We start from the raw sequence: 18757 nt of genomic DNA, 5'->3' as shown, positions 1-18757 counted from the left end.
CGTGCTCACTGAGCGCTCCTATCGGACCTGCGCGCAAGCTGCGCGAGGTAATCGTTGTACTCCAGCATCTGCCGAGCCTCCGGGTCGTCCGGATCGACGGCCGCGTTCGGATCGAGCCCAGTGCGGGGCCGCTGGGGGAGGAGATCCTCGGGGATCTCGGTGGGTTCCTTCGGTTCCGACGCGCGCGGCGCACCCGTGGCCTGGCTCTCGGCGTCCTCGGTCTCGAGTTTCACGAACCGGCGGTAGGCGTAGACGCAGAAGAAGGCGAAGGCGGGCCACTGCAGGGCGTAGCCGAGGTTCTGGAACGTGCCGCCCACGGCCTCGAACCGTGTCCATTGCCAGAAACCCAGACCGAGACAGCCGGCCGCGGCGACCGTCACCAGTACGACGAGGGCAAGGCGACGCGGCGGACGGTTCTCGGACACGTCATCAAAAGTACCCGAGCGGCCCCTCGACCTGCCAAGAGCGGTCGGGGGGCCGTGGGCGAGGTCACGTGGTGCGCGAGGGGGGACTCGAACCCCCACGTCCTTTCGGACACAGGTACCTAAAACCTGGGCGTCTGCCTGTTCCGCCACTCGCGCTGGACCCATGAACCATACGACATCCGACCGAGAATTACCTCGTCCGTAGTCGATGGTTTCGTGCCGCCCACGTCGCTGTCTGGCTGTGGCAGTTGGGGCAGAGGAAGCGGACGTTTTCCGGTCGGGAGTCGTTCGGATTCCCGTCGATGTGGTCCACATGCAGTGTCAGTGGGAGATCACACCATTCCGGTCCGATACCGCAGCTTTCGCACTTGTGGGGGCGGCCGGACTCGAGGAGGGCGCGGCGGAGTAGCTTCGCCATTCGTCGCGGCGTGCCCGTGGGCTGCACTACAAGTACCTCCCGCCACGGGAGGCGATTTCGTGCCGGTGCCCCACCCATGTGCGCTTGACCAGTGAAGTGAGATGTGTCGAGCCCCAGCCGTTTGATCCGGCGACTGAGGTGATGGTGCGAACCCCCGCTCGGCACCAGGCCCAAGTAGCGCATGACCCCCGCAACGCTCGTCGAGTTTCGGACCGCATCCTCGAGGACTTCCCGTGTGTACTTCGTCGACCGTCCCATCATCCCCCCTGGATCGAATGTATGTTCGATGCGCGGGACTGTATCGGACGGCGTCGACAAATTGCCGAAAGTGCCCTCATGCACGCGTTTCGCGGTCAGTCAAGATGGTAACGATTGTGTAACGATAAACCTGAGGGATTCCTCAGGTTGATGGACGTCCATGTAGCCGCGCAGCCTGCGCGGACTCTCCCTACCAACCGGTCACTTCTCCGACCTCCTGTGAGTGATCTCACGTGCCCCTTCGGGGGAGGTAACCCGCGCGGAACAAAACATGAGGAACCCCTCATGATTTTGTGTCACTCTTGGGTAGCCCGAACGAGCAGATCAGAGCCCATCAGAACGCCAACGGCGGCGCGGGCGGCCACGAGACCACGCCCTTGCGGTGTTCAGGAGAGGAACTACACGCGTGACGATCGACGAGACCACACCAGCCGACAACGGACGGAACTCGAAGGCATCACGACGCGCCAGTGACCGGGGCAACGCCCCCGCTTCCCGTAAGGGCGCGCTGGTCGACAAGCTCCTCGCCGGGGAGCCCTACGCACTCGCCTTCGGTGGCCAGGGCGCTCCCTGGCTCAGCTCCCTCGAAGAACTCAGCCGCGACAACGGGCTCGAGCCGGTCCTGACCGAACTGGTCAACGAGGCCACCGCGCTGCTCGTGCCCGTCGCACACGACCTCGTCGTCGTGCGCCCGAGCGGCTTCGACCCCATCGCCTGGATGCTCGAGCAGGAGGTCGCCGACGAGGACGAGACGCCCGTCTCCGGCCCCTCCGAGTCCACGCTGACTTCCGCCGCGGTCTCGCTGCCCGGCGTGTTCCTGACCCAGGTGGCCGCGCTGCGCGCGCTGGCGAACCAGGGCCTCGACGTGACCGCCCAGGCTCCGGCCGCCGTGATCGGCCACTCGCAGGGCGTGCTGGCCGTCGCGGCCACCGAGGCCGTCGGCGCCAAGGACGGGCAGATCCTCGCGATCGCCCAGCTCATCGGTGCCGCCGCCACCCTCGTCGGCCGTCGCCGCGGCATCATCGCCGGCGCCGAGCGCTTCCCGATGCTCGCGGTCGCGAACGTCGACCCCGAGCGCCTGCGCGCCGTCGTCGCCGAGGTCTTCGCCGACCAGGACCCGCAGCGCTCCGCGGTCGTCGCCATCCGCAACGCCCGCCGCCGCGTCGTGCTGTCCGGCCCGCCTGCCGCCCTGGCTCGCGTGCAGCAGCGCTGCGAGGAGATCTCCGCCGCGGAGACCCGCGAGCGTGAGGCGAAGAAGCGCGGCGGTGCCGTGTTCGCCCCGACCTTCGAGCCGGTCTCCGCCGAGATCGGTTTCCACCACCCCGCTCTCGCCGACGCGGTCGAGCAGGTCGCCGACTGGGCCGCCCGCTGCGGCCTGGACGCGGACCTCGCCCGCTCGCTGGCGCAGGAAGTGCTCGTCGACCCGGTCGACTGGGTCGCCCTCGTCGACGACGCCGTCGCGGCCGGCGCCTCGTGGATCCTGGACATGGGTCCCGGTGAGCTGCTGACCCGTATGACCAGCTCGGGCCTGCGTGGCCAGGGTGTGGGCATCATCGCGGCCGCCACCCGCGGGGGTCAGCGCAACCTGCTGACCCCGGGCGCGGAGCCCGAGGTGCCGCAGCCGTGGTCCGCGTTCGCGCCGAAGCCGGTCACCCTGCCCGACGGCCGCCAGGGCGTCGAGACGGCGTTCACGCGCCTGACCGGCCGCTCCCCGATCCTGCTGGCCGGCATGACGCCGACCACCGTCGATCCGAAGATCGTCGCCGCGGCAGCCAACGCCGGCCACTGGGCCGAGCTCGCCGGCGGCGGCCAGGTCACCGAGCAGATCTTCGCCGACCACGTCGAGGAGCTGAAGGGGCTGCTCGAGCCGGGCCGCGCCGTGCAGTTCAACTCGATGTTCCTCGACCCGTACCTGTGGAAGCTGCACGTGGGTGGCAAGCGGCTGGTGCCGCGGGCCCGCGCCGCGGGCGCGCCGTTCGACGGCGTGGTCGTCACCGCCGGCATCCCCGAGCTCGAGGAAGCCGTCTCGATCATCGAGGAGCTGACCGAGGCCGGCATCAGCTACGTCGCCTTCAAGCCGGGCACCGTGGCGCAGATCCGCTCGGTGATCCGCATCGCGAACGAGGTGCCGAACTACCCGGTCATCGTCCACATCGAGGGCGGCCGCGCCGGTGGCCACCACTCGTGGGAGGACCTCGACGATCTGCTGCTCGCCACCTACGCCGAGCTGCGCACCCGCTCCAACCTGGTGCTGTGCGTCGGTGGTGGCATCGGCACCCCCGAGCGGGCCGCCGACTACCTGACCGGCCGCTGGTCCACCGCCCACGGCTTCCCGGCGATGCCGCTCGACGGCATCCTCGTCGGCACTGCGGCGATGGCGACGCTCGAGGCGACCACGTCGCCCGAGGTCAAGCGGATGCTCGTCGAGACCCCCGGCACCCCCGACTGGGTCGGCGCCGGCACCGCCTCCGGCGGCATGGCCTCCGGCCGTAGCCAGCTGGGCGCGGACATCCACGAGATCGACAACGCCGCGTCCCGCACGGGCCGCCTGCTCGACGAGGTCGCGGGCGACGCCGAGGCCGTGGCCGCGCGCCGCGACGAGATCATCGCCGCGCTCGACGTCACCGCGAAGCCGTACTTCGGCGACGTCGCCGAGATGACCTACGGGCAGTGGCTCGCCCGCTACCTGGAGCTGGCCGTCGGCTCGCAGGAGGTGGCCGACGCGGCCGAGAACCCGTGGATCGACGTCACCTGGCGTGAGCGCTTCCACGAGATGCTGCAGCGCGCCGAGTCCCGCCTGCACCCGGCCGACCGTGGCCCGATCCCGACGCTGTTCGCCGACGACGCGGCCCTCGACCGGCCGTACGCGGCGCTGGCCGCGCTGACCGAGCAGTTCCCGGACGCCGACTCGGTGGTCCTGCACCCGGCCGACGTTCCGTTCTTCGTCTCGCTGTGCCGCACCCCGGGCAAGCCGGTGAACTTCGTCCCGGTCGTCGACCAGGACGTGCGTCGCTGGTGGCGGTCCGACTCCCTGTGGCAGGCCCACGATCCGCGCTACAGCGCCGATCAGGTCTGCATCATCCCGGGCACCGTCGCCGTCGCGGGCATCACCCGCGCCGACGAGCCCGTCGGTGAGCTGCTCGACCGCTTCGAGAAGGCCGCGGTCGACGAGCTGATCGCGGCCGGCATCGAGCCGGTGCAGATCGCGGCCCGCCGCCACCAGGACCTCGCGGCCGGCCTGCTCGACGCCGTGCTGTCGGCTCCGGACGTCAACTGGGCCGGCCGGCAGACCGTCAACCCGGTGCACCGCCTCGGTGACCTGGACGAGTGGTCCGTCGAGTCCGACACCGCCGCCGTGCACGGCGCGACGGGCGCCACGCTGAGCGTTCTCGACGCCGAGCACGTGGGCCTGACGGTGCCGCTCGCCGGCGACAAGACCGTCGAGATCCGCCTCACGGTGCCCGCCACCGTGCACACCGGTGGCGCCCCGGTCGTCACCGCGGACGACGCGTCGGCGTCGATGTCGGCGCTGCTCGGTGTCGCCGCGGGGCAGGAGCTGCCCGCGGTGAAGAAGGGCGCGGCCCGCATCACCCTCGGCTGGCTGCCGGAGAAGATCGCCGACCACGCCGGTGTCACCGGTTCGGGACTGCCGCTGAACCTGACCCCGAGCGGCCACGGTGTGCCCGACGTCCTGGTCGGCGCGTGCTGGCCGGCGGTGTTCGCCGCGCTCGGCGCCGCGCAGACCGACGACAGCCTGTCGGTGATCGAGGGCATGCTCGACCTGGTCCATCTCGACCACGCCGTCGACGTGAAGGACGGTCTGCCGACCGATCCGTCGATCCTGGGCGTCAAGGCCGAGGCACGGGACGTGGCCGACACCGACCTCGGCCGGGTCGTCGAGGTGCACGTCGAGATCACCGCCGACAACGGCAACGGCTCGGGTGACACCACGGTCGCCACCCTGATCGAGCGGTTCGCGATCCGTGGCCGCACCGGCAAGGCCGAGCTGGCCGATCCGGTCCGTGCCGGCGGTGCCGTGAGCGAGGACGCGGTGGAGACCCCGCGTCGCCGCCGCCGCGACGCCGTGATCGTCGCCCCGATCGACATGAGCGCCTTCGCGCGGGTGTCGGGCGACCACAACCCGATCCACACCTCGGACAACGCCGCCCTCCTGGCCGGCCTGGGCACCCCGATCGTGCACGGCATGTGGCTGTCCGCCGCCGCCCAGCAGGTCGTCACCGCCCTCGAGGCCGACGCCAAGCTGCCGGCCCGCCGCCTGACGGCGTGGACCGCCCGGTTCCTCGGCATGGTGCGTCCGGGTGCGCAGATCGACGTGCGCGTCGACCGCATCGCGACCGACCGTGGCGCCGAGATCGTCGAGGTGAGCTGCCGCGTGGACGGCGACCTGGTGATGGTCGCCACCGGCCGCACCGCCGCCCCGCGCACGGTGTACGCGTTCCCCGGCCAGGGCATCCAGCGGCCCGGCATGGGCCTGGACGCCCGCGCCCGCTCGAAGGCCGCCCGGGAGATCTGGGATCGCGCCGACAAGCACACCCGCAAGGCCCTGGGCTTCTCCATCCTTGCCGTGGTGCGCGACAACCCGACCGTGCTCAAGGCCCGCGGCGTCACCCACAAGCACCCGGACGGCGTGCTGCACCTGACCCAGTTCACGCAGGTCGCGATGGCGACCCTGGGTGTCGCCCAGATCGCGGAACTGCGTGAGGCCGGCGCCTTCGTCGAGGGTGCGCTCCTGGCCGGTCACTCGGTGGGCGAGTACAACGCGCTCGCCGCGGTCGCCGGGGTGCTGCCGCTCGAGGCGGTGCTCGAGGTGGTGTTCAGCCGCGGGTCGGCGATGCACGCCCTCGTGCCGCGCGACGAGCAGGGCCGTTCGAACTACCGCATGGCCGCGATCCGGCCGTCGCAGTTCGGTGTCGCCGACGCCGATCTCGAGGCGTTCGTCGCCGGGGTCGCCGAGGAGACCGGGGAGTTCCTGCAGATCGTCAACCTGAACCTGCGCGGCTCGCAGTACGCGATTGCCGGTACGGTCGCCGGTCTCGAGGCCCTCGAGTCCGTGATCGAGCGCAAGGTCGCCGAGTTCGGGGGCAAGCGTGCGTTCATCCTGGTCCCGGGCATCGACGTGCCGTTCCACTCGACCGTCCTGCGCGGCGGCGTGGACGACTTCCGGGAGCGCCTGCTGAACCTGCTGCCCGAGCAGATCGATCCCGACATCCTCATCGGCCGCTACATCCCGAACCTGGTGCCCAAGCCGTTCAACCTGGGCCGGGAGTTCGTCCAGGAGATCGCGGACCTGGTGCCGTCCGAGCCGCTGGCCGAGGTCCTCGCGGACTTCGACACCTGGGCGGCCGACCCCTCGAAGCTGTGCCGCGTGGTGCTCGCCGAGCTCCTCGCGTGGCAGTTCGCGTCCCCGGTCCGCTGGATCGAGACGCAGGATCTGCTGTTCGCCGACGAGGCCGACGGTGGCCTGGGTGTCGAGCGGTTCGTCGAGGTCGGCCTCGGCGCCGCCCCCACGGTGGCGAACCTGGCGTCGCAGACGCTGAAGCTGCCGGGCCGCTTCGGGCAGCCGGTCGAGGTGCTCAACATCGAGCGCGAGGCCTCGATCGTGTACTCCACGGACGTCGATCCGGCGCCGGTGGAGGACGACGAGCCGGCCTCGGCCGACGCTTCCGCTGCCGCTCCGGCCGCGGCCGCCGCTCCGGCCGCCGCGCCCGCCGCTCCCGCGGGTGGTCCGCGTCCGGACGACATCGCCTTCAAGGCCGCCGACGCCACGAAGGTGCTCATCGCCCTGTGGACGAAGCTGCGCCCGGATCAGATCGGTCCCGCCGACACGATCGAGGCGCTGTGCGACGGCGTGTCCTCGCGGCGCAACCAGCTGCTCGTCGACCTCGGCTCGGAGCTGTCGCTCGGTGCCATCGACGGTGCGGCCGACGCCGACATGGGCGCGCTCGCCGGCACGGTCGATCGCCTGGCCCGCACCTACCGGCCCTTCGGTCCGGTGCTGTCGGACTCGATCAACGACCACCTGCGCAAGGTGTTCGGCCCGTCGGGCAAGCGTCCCGCCTATGTCGCCGACCGGGTCACCAAGGTGTGGGGTCTCGGCGAGGGCTGGGCGTCGCACGTGACCGCGGAGGTCGCGCTGGGCAGCCGGGACGGTTCGTCCGTCCGCGGCGGTGCGCTCGGCGGCCTCTCCGACGGCGCGCTGTCCGACGGTGCCGCCGTCGACAAGCTGATCGACGCGGCCGTGCAGTCGGTCGCCGGCCGCCGCGGTGTCGCGGTGTCGATGCCGTCCGCCGGTGGCGGTGGCGGTGCCACCGTCGACGCTGCCGCGCTCGGCGAGTTCGCCGAGGGCATCACCGGCTCGAACGGTGTGCTCGCCAAGACCGCCCGCCTGATCCTGTCCGAGCTGGGCCTGGCCGACGCGGCCTCGGACCTCGCGGACAAGGCGGACACCGAGCTGGTCGACCTGGTCTCGGCGGAGCTCGGCTCCGACTGGCCGCGGCTGGTCGCACCGGCGTTCGACGCCCGCAAGGCCGTGCTGATCGACGACCGGTGGGCGACGGCCCGCGAGGACCTGGCTCGCATCTGGCTCGGTGCCGAGATCGGCGCGGAGCGGTTCGCCGGTGCGGGTGCCACGGTCGCCGCGCACGCCGCGTTCTGGGCGGGCAAGGCCACCGAGGCCGGCCGCACGGAGCTCGCGCAGGTCTTCGACGCCGTCGCGACGGCCGCCCGGCAGACCGGCGACGCCGAGTACGCGGGCGAGGTCGCCGTGGTCACCGGCGCCAGCAAGGGCGGGATCGCGGCCGCGGTCGCGGCGAAGCTGCTCGCCGGCGGCGCCACGGTCGTGGTCACCACGTCGAGCCTGAACGACAGCCGCCTCGGCTTCTACAAGGAGCTGTATGCGTGCAACGCACGCTCCGGTGCGGCGCTGTGGGTGGTCCCGGCCAACATGGCGTCCTACGCCGACGTCGACGCCCTGGTGACGTGGCTCGGCACCGAAACCGTGGAGACCGCGGGCGGCGCCAAGAAGCTGATCAAGGAGGCCCTGACCCCGACGCTGCTGTTCCCGTTCGCCGCGCCGCGCGTGTCCGGGTCGATGGCCGACGCCGGTGCCCGCGCCGAGATGGAGATGCGGGTCCTGCTGTGGTCGGTGGAGCGCCTGATCGCGGGCCTGGCCGACATCGGCTCCGACCGTGACGTGGACACCCACCTGCACGTCGTGCTGCCGGGTTCGCCGAACCGCGGCAAGTTCGGCGGCGACGGCGCCTACGGCGAGGCGAAGGCCGCGCTCGACGCGATCGTCAACCGCTGGCACGCCGAGCGCATCTGGGCCGAGCGGGTCACCCTCGCCCACGCCCTCATCGGGTGGGTGCGCGGCACCGGCCTGATGGGCGGCAACGATCCGCTGGTGGAGGCCGCCGAGGCCGCCGGTGTGCGGACCTGGTCGACCGACGAGATGGCCGTCGAGCTGCTGAAGCTCGTCACCGCCGGCTCCAAGGAGGCCGCCGCGGTCGAGCCGCTGGTGGCGGACCTGACCGGGGGTCTGTCGGAGGCCGACATCGACCTGCCGGCCCTGGCCAAGCAGGCGCAGGAGGAGGCCGAGGCCGCGAAGGACGCCGCGGCGGAGCCCGAGCACGCGACGATCGCGGCGCTGCCCGCACCGCCGCGCCTGGACGCGACGCTGCCGGCACCGGAGTGGAACACGCTCGACGTCGACCCCGCCGATCTGGTGGTCATCGTCGGCGCCGGCGAGCTCGGCCCCTACGGGTCGGCCCGTACCCGCTTCGAGATGGAGGTCGACGAGGAGCTGTCGGCCGCCGGTGTGCTCGAGCTGGCGTGGGCCACCGGCCTGGTGGCGTGGGAGAACGATCCCAAGCCGGGCTGGTACGACGCGGAGACCGGCGAGCTGGTGCCCGAGGCGGAGATCGCCGACCGGTACCACGACGCGGTGGTCGAGCGCTGCGGCATCCGCCGCTACGCCGACGACGGCGCGATGGTCGACAACGCGGCGCCGCTGCTGACCTCGGTGTTCCTGGACAAGGACCTGTCGTTCGTGGTGGGTTCCGAGGCCGAGGCCCGCGCGTTCGTCGATGCCGACCCGGAGAACACCGTCGCGCACTCGGTTCCGGACAGCGGTGACTGGACCGTCACCCGCAAGGCCGGCACCGAGATCCGGGTGCCCCGCAAGATGAACCTGACCCGCACGGTCGGCGGCCAGATCCCGACCGGGTTCGACGTCACCAAGTGGGGCATCCCCGCCGACATGGCCGAGTCCGTGGACCGGGTGGGCCTGTGGAACATCGTGACCACGGTCGACGCGTTCCTCTCCAGCGGTTTCACCCCGTCGGAGCTGATGCGCTGGGTGCACCCCTCGTACGTGGCGAACACCCAGGGCACCGGCATGGGCGGCATGACCTCGATGCGGTCGCTGTACATCGACACGCTGCTCGGCGAGTCCCGCGCGAACGACATCCTGCAGGAGGCCCTGCCGAACGTCATCGCCGCGCACGTGGTGCAGTCGTACGTCGGTGGCTACGGCGCGATGGTGCATCCGGTGGCGGCGTGCGCGACGGCCGCGGTGTCGGTCGAGGAGGGCGTCGACAAGATCAAGCTGGGCAAGGCGCAGCTGGTCGTCGCCGGCGGTTTCGACGACCTCGGCATCGAGGGCATCGTCGGGTTCGGTGACATGTCGGCCACCGCGAAGTCGGACGACATGACGGCCAAGGGCATCAGCGATCGCCGGTTCTCCCGGGCCAACGATCGCCGGCGCGGCGGTTTCGTCGAGTCCGCCGGTGGCGGCACGGTCCTGCTCGCCCGCGGCGACCTGGCGCTGGAGATGGGCCTGCCCGTCCTCGGTGTGGTCGCGTGGGCCGGGTCCTTCGCCGACGGCGTGCACACCTCGATCCCGGCTCCGGGCATCGGTGCCCTCGGCGCCGGTCGCGGCGGGCTCGAGTCGGGCCTGGCGCGGGAGCTGCGCAAGCTCGGTGTCACCGCCGACGACATCGCGGTGATCTCCAAGCACGACACCTCCACGGCGGCCAACGACCCGAACGAGGCGGAGCTGCACGAGCGTCTGGCCGGGTCGCTGGGCCGCAGCGAGGGCGCGCCGATGTTCGTGGTGTCGCAGAAGTCGCTGACCGGTCACGCCAAGGGCGGCGCGGCGGCGTTCCAGCTGATCGGCCTGTGCCAGGTCCTCAGCCAGGGCGTCGTCCCGCCGAACCGCAGCCTGGACTGCGTCGACGACAAGATGGCCGAGTTCGAGCACCTGGTGTGGCCGCGCACCCCGCTGCGCTTCGGCGAGCGGTACGCGCTCAAGGCCGGTCTGCTGACCAGCCTCGGGTTCGGTCACGTGTCGGGGCTGATCGCGGTGGTCCACCCGCAGGCGTTCGTCGAGGCGATCCCGGCGGAGCGCCGGGAGGCCTACGTGGAGCAGGCTCAGGCCCGCGCCGTCGCCGGTAAGCGCCGCCTCGCGGAGGCGATGACCGGGGGTGCGGCCCTGTACCAGCGGCCCGCCGACCGTCGCTTCGGTGGGGACTCGGTGCCGGCCAAGGCGGCACGCCAGCTCGAGGCCGACGTGCTGCTCTCGCCGGAGGCGCGACTGGGTGACGGCGACGTGTACCGTTCGGGTCTGCCCGGCTGCAAGTAGCCGCCGGCCGCACGGTCACAGAGAGCGGGTCACGGGACGGATGGGAGTTGCGGGGATCGGGTTCGACCTGGTCACGGTGTCGGAGTTCGAGGAACAGCTGGGCCGGGCAGGCACGGCGATGCTCTCGAACTTCACCCCGGGCGAGCGTCGCGACGCGAACACCCGCAGCTCCCGTCCGGGCCGGCACTTCGCCGCCCGGTGGGCGGCGAAGGAGGCGCTGATCAAGGCGTGGTCGGCGTCGCTGTTCGGCAGCCCACCGGTGCTGCCGGAGACCGTGCACCGGCAGATCGAGGTGGTCTCCGACGCGTGGGGCCGACCCGGGATCCGGCTGCACGGCGACGTCGCCGAGCACCTGACCGGGGTGCGGATCCACGTCTCGCTCACCCACGACGGAGACATGGCCGGCGCGTTCGTCGTGCTCGAGGACGACCCGCAGGCGTAGGAGTCTGCGGGAGAATTCCGCGTCAGGCGGGGGAGGCGTGCGTCTCCTCCGCCTGACGCGTTTCCACCTGGCCGTCGTCCTCCGGGACCGGCCGCTCGGTCTCCTCCGCCCGGGCGGCGGCCTCACGGCGCCTGCGCCGCTTGGCGCTGGTGCGTGACTCCTTCTCCGCCACCATCAGATACGCACCCATCAGCCGCTTGAGCTCGACGACCGCGTCGGCGTGGCTCTGGTCGTCCTGCACGGAGAAGTTCAGCATCGAGTAGACGACGTGCACGAGCACCTCGGCCATCAGCGTGCGACGCTCGCGCGGGGTGTCGGGCATGAGCGGAGCCAGCATCCGCGCGATCTGCTCGGCGAACTCCTTCTCGTGGATCGCGCCGGTCGCCCGGGTCGACGGGGTGGACTGCATCGCGAGCCACACCTCCCGCCGCGAGGGGTCCGACATCCACAGCCCGGCGAGATGGTCGACGAAGGCGTTGAGGAACCGCAGCCAGTCCACGGAGGGGATGACGCCGTCGAACTTGGCGAGCTCGTCCTGCACACCCACCAGGTCCTGCCGGTTCAGTTCACACACGATGACGTACTTGTTGGCGAAGAACTGGTAGAGGGTTCCGATGGGGACATCGGCACGGGCAGCCACCTCTTCGCAGGTGAACGACTCGAAGCCGACCTCGGTGAGCAGTTCGCGGGACGCGGCGAGCAGCGCGTCGAACTTGCGCCGGCTGCGCTCCTGCGTCGGGCGACGGCGCGGCACGAGTTCCTGGGGCGCCGCCTGGACCTCCAGCGCCGGATCGATACGGCGTGGGGTGCGGCCGCGCTTCGTTGCAGACTCCACGCGCCCAGGCTAACCGGAGGTTGTCCGAATTCCGAACTTTTAGCTGTGAGGGCGAGTCTCAGCTAACACCGCCGGTGGTGCCGCGGTCGCCGGCGCTCACTTGACGAGAGTGAACTGCATGACGTCGATGTGGCCCGTGCGGAAGTGTTCGGCGGAACCGTTCAGGTACTTCATGAAGCGCTCGTACATCTCCTCCGACGACAGGGCGACCGCCTCGTCCCGGCGGGCCGACAGCGCCGCGGCCCAGTGTTCGAGGGTGCGGACGTAGTGCGGCGCCAGGGCCTGGATGCGTTCGACCCGGAACCCCGCCCGCTCCGCGCCGTCGACCACCGTCTCCGGCTGCGGCAACTGCCCGCCGGGGAAGATCTCGCGCTTGATGAAGATGTGGAACAGCGCGTTCTCCCGGGTCACCGGGATTCCCCGCTCGCGCAGCGTCGCGAGGCGGTGCCCCACGATGGTGTGCAGCAGCATCCGGCCGTCCGGGGGCAGCATGTCGTGGCACTTGGTGAAGAACCGGTCGTAGCGTTCGCTCCGGAAGTGCTCGAACGCGCCGATGCTCACGATGCGGTCCACGCGCCCGTCGAACTCCTCCCAGCCCTGCAGCCGCACGTCCACGGTGCGGGGGCCGGGCAGCCCCGCTGCGAGGTCGCGGACGTGCTCGTACTGGTTGCGGCTGAGCGTGAGCCCGATCGTGTTCACGTCGTAGTGCGTGGCGGCGCGCAGCATCGTCGAGCCCCAGCCGCATCCGACGTCGAGCAGTGTCATGCCCGGGTGCAGGTCGCACTTGCCGAGCGACAGATCGACCTTCGCGGCCTGGGCCTGCTCGAGCGTCATGTCGTCCCGCTCGAAATACGCGCAGCTGTAGGTCATCGACGGGTCGAGGAACAGCGTGAAGAACTCGTCCGAGAGGTCGTAGTGGGACTGGACCTGCCGATAGAACGGCGTGAGCGCGCTCTGCGGGCTGGGTGGCATCGCTGTGCCTTCCGTTCGAGGGCCGTCCGGCCCCGCTTCCTGGACCGTTCCGCCCGATGGCAACCTCGATATCGCGGAATCTACGCCGGACGCGGCCGCTGCGAGCATGCTTCGATCTCGAGGGGCGGTACCCGTAGCGAAAACGAGACACGACGATCGGGGAGGCGCGGTGGACGTCGCGGACATGCGGGAGCGGGTGCGCCGGCTGATGCCCGGGGCGCGCAGGGACCTCGGGGAACTGGTGGCGTTCCGGTCGGTGGCCGATCCGCGGCTGTTCCCGGCCGAGGAATGCGTCGCTGCCGCCCGATGGGTGCGCGATGCGTTCGCCGCGGTCGGCGTCGACAACACCGCGCTGATCGAGACGTCGGACGGCTCGCTCGCGGTGCTCGGGCACACGCCGGCCCCGGCGGGAGCGCCGACCGTGCTCCTCTACAGCCACTACGACGTGCAGCCCCCGGGCGACGAATCGCTCTGGCACACTCCGCCGTTCACGCTCACCGAACGCGACGGCCGCTGGTACGGGCGCGGCGCCGCGGACTGCAAGGGCAATCTCGTGATGCACCTGCTCGCGCTGCGCGCGCTGCGGGAGCGGGGACCGCTTCCCGTCGGGATCCGGATCGTCGGCGACGGCTCGGAGGAAACCGGTGGCGGCGGGCTCGAGAACCTGGCCCGCGAACGGCCCGATCTGTTCGCCGCCGACCTGGTGCTCGTCGCGGACTGCGGCAACGCCGAGGTGGGACGGCCGACCCTCACGACGTCGCTGCGCGGCCTGGCGAACGTCGTCGTCCACGTCGAAGCCCTCGCCGGGGAGATCCACTCGGGCCAGTTCGGCGGCGCAGCCCCCGACGCGCTCGCCGCGCTGGTGCGCCTGCTGTCGAGCCTGCGCGACGAGGCCGGCGACACCGTGATCGACGGGCTCGACCCCACCGGAATCTGGAGCGGCGAACCGTATCCCGAGGAGGTGTTCCGCGCCGACGCCGGTGTGCTCGACGGGGTCTCACTGCTGTCGGCCGGGTCCGTGGCCGACGCCGTGTGGGCGCGTCCCGCGCTGACGATCCTCGGCATCGACGCCCCACCGGTGGTGGGGTCGGCGGCTGCGGTCGTGCCCCGCGCGTCGGCCCGGCTGAACCTCCGCGTCCCGCCGGGGATGGATCCGGCCACCGCTCAGGACGCCCTCGTCGCCCACCTGCACGCCCACGCCCCGTGGAACGTGCGGGTGCGGGTCGACCGGGAAGGCGTGAGCGAACCGTTCCGGGCCGCGACCGACGGACCGGGATACGCCGCGCTGCGCAGCGCGCTCGGCGCCGTCTACGGACGCGAGGTCGGCACGGTCGGGCAGGGCGGATCGATCCCGCTGTGCACGGTGCTGCAACAGGTGCTGCCGGACGCGGAGATCGCGCTGCTCGGCGTGGAGGAGCCGAGCGCCCGGATCCACGGGCCCGACGAGAGCGTCGACCCGTCCGAGCTCGAGCACATGGCCGTCGCGGAGGCGCTGGTGCTCGCCTCCCTCACGCGGTGAGCCGCCGCTCAGACCGACAGGTCGCGGCGCAGCTTCGCGACGTGCCCGGTGGCGCGCACGTTGTACTGCGCAACCTCGATCCGGCCGTCCTCGTCGACGACGAACGTCGAACGGATCACTCCGGTGACGGTCTTGCCGTACATCTTCTTCTCGCCGAACGCCCCCCACGCCGTGAGCGTGGTCTTGTCCGGATCCGACAGCAACGGAAACGTCAGCTGCTCGGCGTCCCGGAACTTCGCGAGCTTGGCCGGCTTGTCGGGGGAGATGCCCACGACGGCGAGCCCGGCGCCGTTCAGGTCGGCGAGGCTGTCGCGGAAATCGCAGGCCTGCTTGGTGCACCCGGGGGTGCTCGCGGCGGGGTAGAAGTACACGATCACCTTGCGTCCGCGGTAGTCCGACAGCGACACCTCGTTGCCGTCCGCGTCGGGGAGGGTGAACTCGGGAGCCGTATCGCCGGGGGCGAGCCTGCTGCTGTTTTCCGTCACCTCCGAGAGGGTAACGGACCCGTGCGTCCACTACCGTGGTCGCAGCACAGTGCAGCGACCAACTGGAGGATCACGTGGGTAGGGACACCGAGGCCATCGAACGGGACATCGAGAACGCCCGCAACCAGCTTGCGAGCACCCTCGACGAATTGAGTGTGCGCGCCAGCCCGAAGAACGTGATGGCCCATGCCAAGCAGACCGTGATGGAGAAGGTGAACCAGCCCAACGTCAAGTACGCGCTCGCGGCGGTCGGTGTCGTCATCGGCGCCCTGGCGCTGCGCAAGCTGCTGCGCTGACAGCTGATCCGAAGGGCACCGTCGTCCGGTTCGCCGGACCGCGGTGCCCTTCGTCGTTTCCCGGCGTCGTGGTCGTGCCCGCCGGGGGAGTGACAAAGGACCCGTTTCGAGTTCGATCTTGGCGTGGTTGACTGGTAACGAGCCAACCGCGCCATCTTCGAGGGGGCTGACGGCCATGCCGAACGCACAGCGGGTTGCACGACTTCTTCTCGTCTCGATCCTGACCGCCATGGCCCTGCTCGGTTCGGGGGCCGCGGCCGCGGCGGGAACCGTCGGCGGTGCGCCGCCGGCCAGGCTGCCCGCGTCGGCGCTCGAGCCGGCGAACGGCGCGGTGGTGGGGGTGGGACATCCCGTGACCGTCCGGTTCGGCGCACCGGTCGGTGACCGCGCCGCCGCCGAACGTGCCGTCGAGATCACCACGTCGAAGCCCGTGAGCGGCCGTTTCGCGTGGCTCGACGACAGCCGCGTGCAGTGGGTTCCCGACCGCCTCTGGCCGGGGCACACCACCGTGACCGTCGCCGTGGCCGGGGCGCGCACCGAGTTCCAGGTCGGCGACGAGTTCGTCGCCGTCGCGAACCGGTCGACGCACCAGTTCACGGTCATCCTCAACGGCGAGGTGGTGCGGACGATGCCGGCGTCGATGGGCAAGCCCGGCTACGAGACCCCGGTCGGCACCTTCTCGGTTCTGGAGAAGTTCCGCGATCTCGTCATGGACTCGTCCACCTACGGCGTCCCGATCGACTCGCCGGAGGGTTACCGCATCGACACCGAGTACGCCGTGCGGCTCACCTGGGGTGGCATCTTCGTGCACGCGGCGCCGTGGTCGGTGGACTCGCAGGGCTACGCGAACGTCAGCCACGGCTGCATCAACCTGAGTACCGAGAACGCGCAGTGGTACTTCGACCGGGTGAAGATCGGCGACCCGGTGATCGTGGAGGGCTGACCGGCAGGAGGGACGCACCGTGACGGACGTGACCATCCCCACGGAGCGCGGGCCGATGCCCGCCCACCTCGCCACGCCCGCAGGCCCCGGTCCGTGGCCCGGGGTCGTCGTGATCCACGACGCGCTGGGCATGAGCCGCGACATCCGCGCCCAGGCCGACTGGCTCGCCGGCGAGGGCTTCCTTGCCGTCGCGCCGGACCTGTTCCACGGGTCCAGGCGGTCCACCTGCCTGTTCTCCCTCTTCCGGGGCTGGGTGCCGCGCGGCGACCTGGACGCCGCGCGGAACTGGCTCGCGGACCGGCGGGACTGCACGGGCCGCATCGGCGTGATCGGGTTCTGCATGGGCGGCGGCTTCGCCCTCGCCGTCGCGTCCGACCACAACTTCGCCGCGGCGAGCGTCAACTACGGCGGCCTCACGAAGGAAGTCGAGCGTGCCCTGCCGCGGGCGTGTCCGATCGTCGGCAGTTTCGGGACGAAGGACCGATGGCCCGGCGTGCGCGAGGTGCCCGACCGGCTCGAACCGGTACTGACGGCCGCGAACATCGACCACGACATCGAGCGATACCCGAACGTGGGGCACGGCTTCATGAACGACCACGACCCCGGTGATCTGTCGATCGTGGACAGGACCATCGCCAAGGTCGTGGCCGCCCGCTACGACGAGCCGGCCACCCGCGACGCGCGCGCCCGCATCGCCGCCTTCTTCCGCAGGCACCTCGGCGACGCTCCGCGCGCGAGCGACGGGCCCGGGGCGGCTACTTGATCACCGAGCCCGCGTCGATCGGCAGCTGCACGCCGGTGACGTAGCGCCCCGCGTCGCTGACCAGGAACAGGATCGCATTGCTGATGTCGACCGGTTCGACCCATTCGATCGGCAGGGCGTTCATGGCCTTGAACGACTCGGCCGCTTCCTCGCGGGTGATCTCCGACGGCTTCTTGTCCGGCAGGAAGACCGAGTAGGTCTGCTCGTTGTGGATCATGTCTGTGTTCACTGCCGTGGGATGCACCGAGTTCACGCGGATCATGTGGGGAGCGAGCTCGTTGGCGAGTGTCTTCGTCAACCCCACCACTCCGTGCTTGGCGGCGACGTAGTGGGCAAGGTTCGCCAGGCCCTTGATGCCGGCGGTGGAACTGGTGAGCACGATTGCGCCGCCGTCGTCGTTGGCCTTCAGGTGCGGCACGGCTGCCCGCACCGTCTTGAACACCCCCGTGAGATTGATATCGATCATGTCGTCCCACATCTCGTCCGTCAGGTCCTCGACCGGCGCGAAGCTGGCGATGCCGGCGTTCGCGAGGACGATGTCGAGCCGGCCGAGCTGGGCGACGCCCTCGTCGACCGCCGATTTCAGGGCGGCGCTGTCGCGGACGTCGGCCTGGCCGGCGATGATCCGCCGGTCCAGCGCCTCGACCTGCCGGACGGTCTCGGCGAGGTCGTCGGCCGTCGCGAGTGGGTATCCCACCGTGTCGACCTGGGCGCAGAGGTCGACGGCGATGATGTCGGCCCCCTCCTGGGCCAGCCGGACGGCGTGACTGCGGCCCTGTCCGCGTGCGGCACCGGTGATGAACGCGACCTTGCCCTCGAGCTGACCCATGGCGACACTCCTTCGACGGTCGATGTGATCCGCCTCCGAGGCTAGAGGGGTTCGCTGGTGGTCGGACCGAAATCGCAAGGTGGATCGGCATACTCGGCGTCCGGTCCGGTCGTGGAGAACATTCCCGGTGGGCAACGGACGCCGGGCGCCCCGGCGCGGTAGGAGTCTCCGATCGGTGCGGGCAGCGTGCACGAAAGATTTGGCCTGAAGCTACTTGTATTGAAAACGGAACGGTTCTACCGTTGGAGTATGAGCGCAGAAGCGCGCGACGTGGGCCCGGTGGAGGAGAAGCCGCGGCGGTACGACTCGACCCTTCGCCGGCGCCAGGCCGAGCAGAACCGGCGGGCCGTCCTCGACGCCGCCACCACCCTGTTCTCCGAGGGTGGGTGGTCGGTCGCGGTCCGAGACGTCGCGCGCTCGGCGGGCACATCGGTCGAAACGGTGTATGCCCACTTCGGTTCCAAGGCAGGACTCCTCATGCAGGTGCTCGACGTCGCCGTTGTCGGGGACGACGAACGGGTGGCGCTGATGGACCGGCCGGAGTTCGCCGCCCTGTCGCAGGGCACCCCTCGGGATCGGGCCGCCGCGGCAGCCGCCCTGGTGACCGGCATCAACCGACGAACCGTCGGCCTGCAGCGCACCCTGCGCGCGGCAGCCGTCGTGGAGCCGGACCTCGCGACATGGCTGGAACAGGCACGGGAGCGCCAGCGCCTGAACGTGCGGGTCGGCGGTGCGATGATGGCCGGCCGTGAACTGAGCCCGGTCGAGGCCGAGGGGCTGTGGGCCGTGCTCAGCATGGAGGTGTACGAGCTGTTGACCGGCAGCACCGGCTGGAGCCCTGAGCAGTACGAGAACTGGCTCACCGGAGCCGTCATCCGGCTCCTGGGCCTGGAGAGTGGAAGGTGATGGGC

13 protein-coding genes and 1 tRNA gene are annotated in these 18757 nt (G+C 71.0%); 7 read left to right on the top strand and 7 right to left on the bottom strand.

What is annotated here, in order from left to right:
- Positions 1-5: 5 nt before the first annotated feature.
- The 3 genes from JYA75_RS21430 to JYA75_RS28895 all read right to left on the bottom strand — a co-directional run bounded on the left by JYA75_RS21430 (position 6) and on the right by JYA75_RS28895 (position 1101).
- On the bottom strand, positions 6-425 hold the full coding sequence (locus JYA75_RS21430) for a transcriptional regulator (RefSeq protein ID WP_050035024.1): 420 nt from the start codon (positions 423-425) through the stop codon (positions 6-8).
- A gap of 69 nt (positions 426-494) precedes the next feature.
- A tRNA-Leu gene (locus tag JYA75_RS21425) sits at positions 495-581 on the bottom strand.
- Positions 582-615: 34 nt separating this feature from the next.
- Entirely contained in the window at positions 616-1101 is a 486-nt protein-coding gene (locus JYA75_RS28895; RefSeq protein ID WP_072635004.1) for an HNH endonuclease, read from the bottom strand.
- Positions 1102-1507: 406 nt separating this feature from the next.
- Between JYA75_RS28895 and JYA75_RS21420 the strand changes: the two genes are divergently transcribed.
- Positions 1508-10762: a type I polyketide synthase gene (locus JYA75_RS21420; RefSeq protein WP_203329312.1), complete on the top strand. Its 9255-nt coding sequence runs from the start codon at positions 1508-1510 to the stop codon at positions 10760-10762.
- A gap of 40 nt (positions 10763-10802) precedes the next feature.
- Complete coding sequence (locus JYA75_RS21415) at positions 10803-11204, top strand: holo-ACP synthase (RefSeq protein ID WP_006937559.1); 402 nt, start codon at positions 10803-10805, stop codon at positions 11202-11204.
- Positions 11205-11226: 22 nt separating this feature from the next.
- Here the strand turns inward: JYA75_RS21415 and JYA75_RS21410 are convergent, their stop codons facing one another.
- Positions 11227-12039, bottom strand: a complete 813-nt coding sequence (locus JYA75_RS21410; protein ID WP_006937560.1) for a TetR family transcriptional regulator — start codon at positions 12037-12039, stop codon at positions 11227-11229.
- 96 nt (positions 12040-12135) lie between these two features.
- Positions 12136-13011 carry a cyclopropane mycolic acid synthase family methyltransferase gene (locus JYA75_RS21405; protein ID WP_006937561.1) on the bottom strand — a complete coding sequence of 292 codons (876 nt, stop codon included), beginning with the start codon at positions 13009-13011 and terminating at the stop codon, positions 12136-12138.
- Positions 13012-13195: 184 nt separating this feature from the next.
- Between JYA75_RS21405 and JYA75_RS21400 the strand changes: the two genes are divergently transcribed.
- On the top strand, positions 13196-14530 hold the full coding sequence (locus JYA75_RS21400; protein WP_065923495.1) for a dipeptidase: 1335 nt from the start codon (positions 13196-13198) through the stop codon (positions 14528-14530).
- Between the two features lie 8 nt (positions 14531-14538).
- Here the strand turns inward: JYA75_RS21400 and bcp are convergent, their stop codons facing one another.
- Positions 14539-15015: a thioredoxin-dependent thiol peroxidase gene (gene bcp, locus JYA75_RS21395; RefSeq protein ID WP_006937563.1), complete on the bottom strand. Its 477-nt coding sequence runs from the start codon at positions 15013-15015 to the stop codon at positions 14539-14541.
- Positions 15016-15089: 74 nt separating this feature from the next.
- On the opposite strand from bcp, the gene JYA75_RS21390 reads away from it, so the two are divergent.
- The 3 genes from JYA75_RS21390 to JYA75_RS21380 all read left to right on the top strand — a co-directional run bounded on the left by JYA75_RS21390 (position 15090) and on the right by JYA75_RS21380 (position 17017).
- Positions 15090-15311 carry a DUF3618 domain-containing protein gene (locus tag JYA75_RS21390; protein WP_006937565.1) on the top strand — a complete coding sequence of 74 codons (222 nt, stop codon included), beginning with the start codon at positions 15090-15092 and terminating at the stop codon, positions 15309-15311.
- A gap of 175 nt (positions 15312-15486) precedes the next feature.
- A complete protein-coding gene (locus JYA75_RS21385; RefSeq protein WP_006937568.1) occupies positions 15487-16254 on the top strand; it encodes a L,D-transpeptidase in 768 nt (255 codons plus the stop codon).
- 28 nt (positions 16255-16282) lie between these two features.
- Positions 16283-17017 (top strand): dienelactone hydrolase family protein, encoded by a 735-nt coding sequence (locus JYA75_RS21380; RefSeq protein WP_231771710.1) that lies wholly within the window; start codon positions 16283-16285, stop codon positions 17015-17017.
- Here JYA75_RS21380 and JYA75_RS21375 read toward each other — a convergent pair.
- Positions 17010-17846, bottom strand: a complete 837-nt coding sequence (locus JYA75_RS21375; RefSeq protein ID WP_006937571.1) for a mycofactocin-coupled SDR family oxidoreductase — start codon at positions 17844-17846, stop codon at positions 17010-17012. The two genes, JYA75_RS21380 and JYA75_RS21375, sit on opposite strands and share 8 nt — an antisense overlap.
- 249 nt (positions 17847-18095) lie before the next feature.
- Between JYA75_RS21375 and JYA75_RS21370 the strand changes: the two genes are divergently transcribed.
- Entirely contained in the window at positions 18096-18752 is a 657-nt protein-coding gene (locus JYA75_RS21370) for a TetR/AcrR family transcriptional regulator (RefSeq protein ID WP_044476027.1), read from the top strand.
- Positions 18753-18757 lie beyond the last annotated feature (5 nt).

Source organism: Rhodococcus sp. PSBB066 (assembly GCF_017068255.1).
Taxonomy (GTDB): Bacteria; Actinomycetota; Actinomycetes; order Mycobacteriales; family Mycobacteriaceae; genus Rhodococcus; species Rhodococcus aetherivorans.
This window is presented reverse-complemented; position numbering and strand designations above follow the sequence as displayed.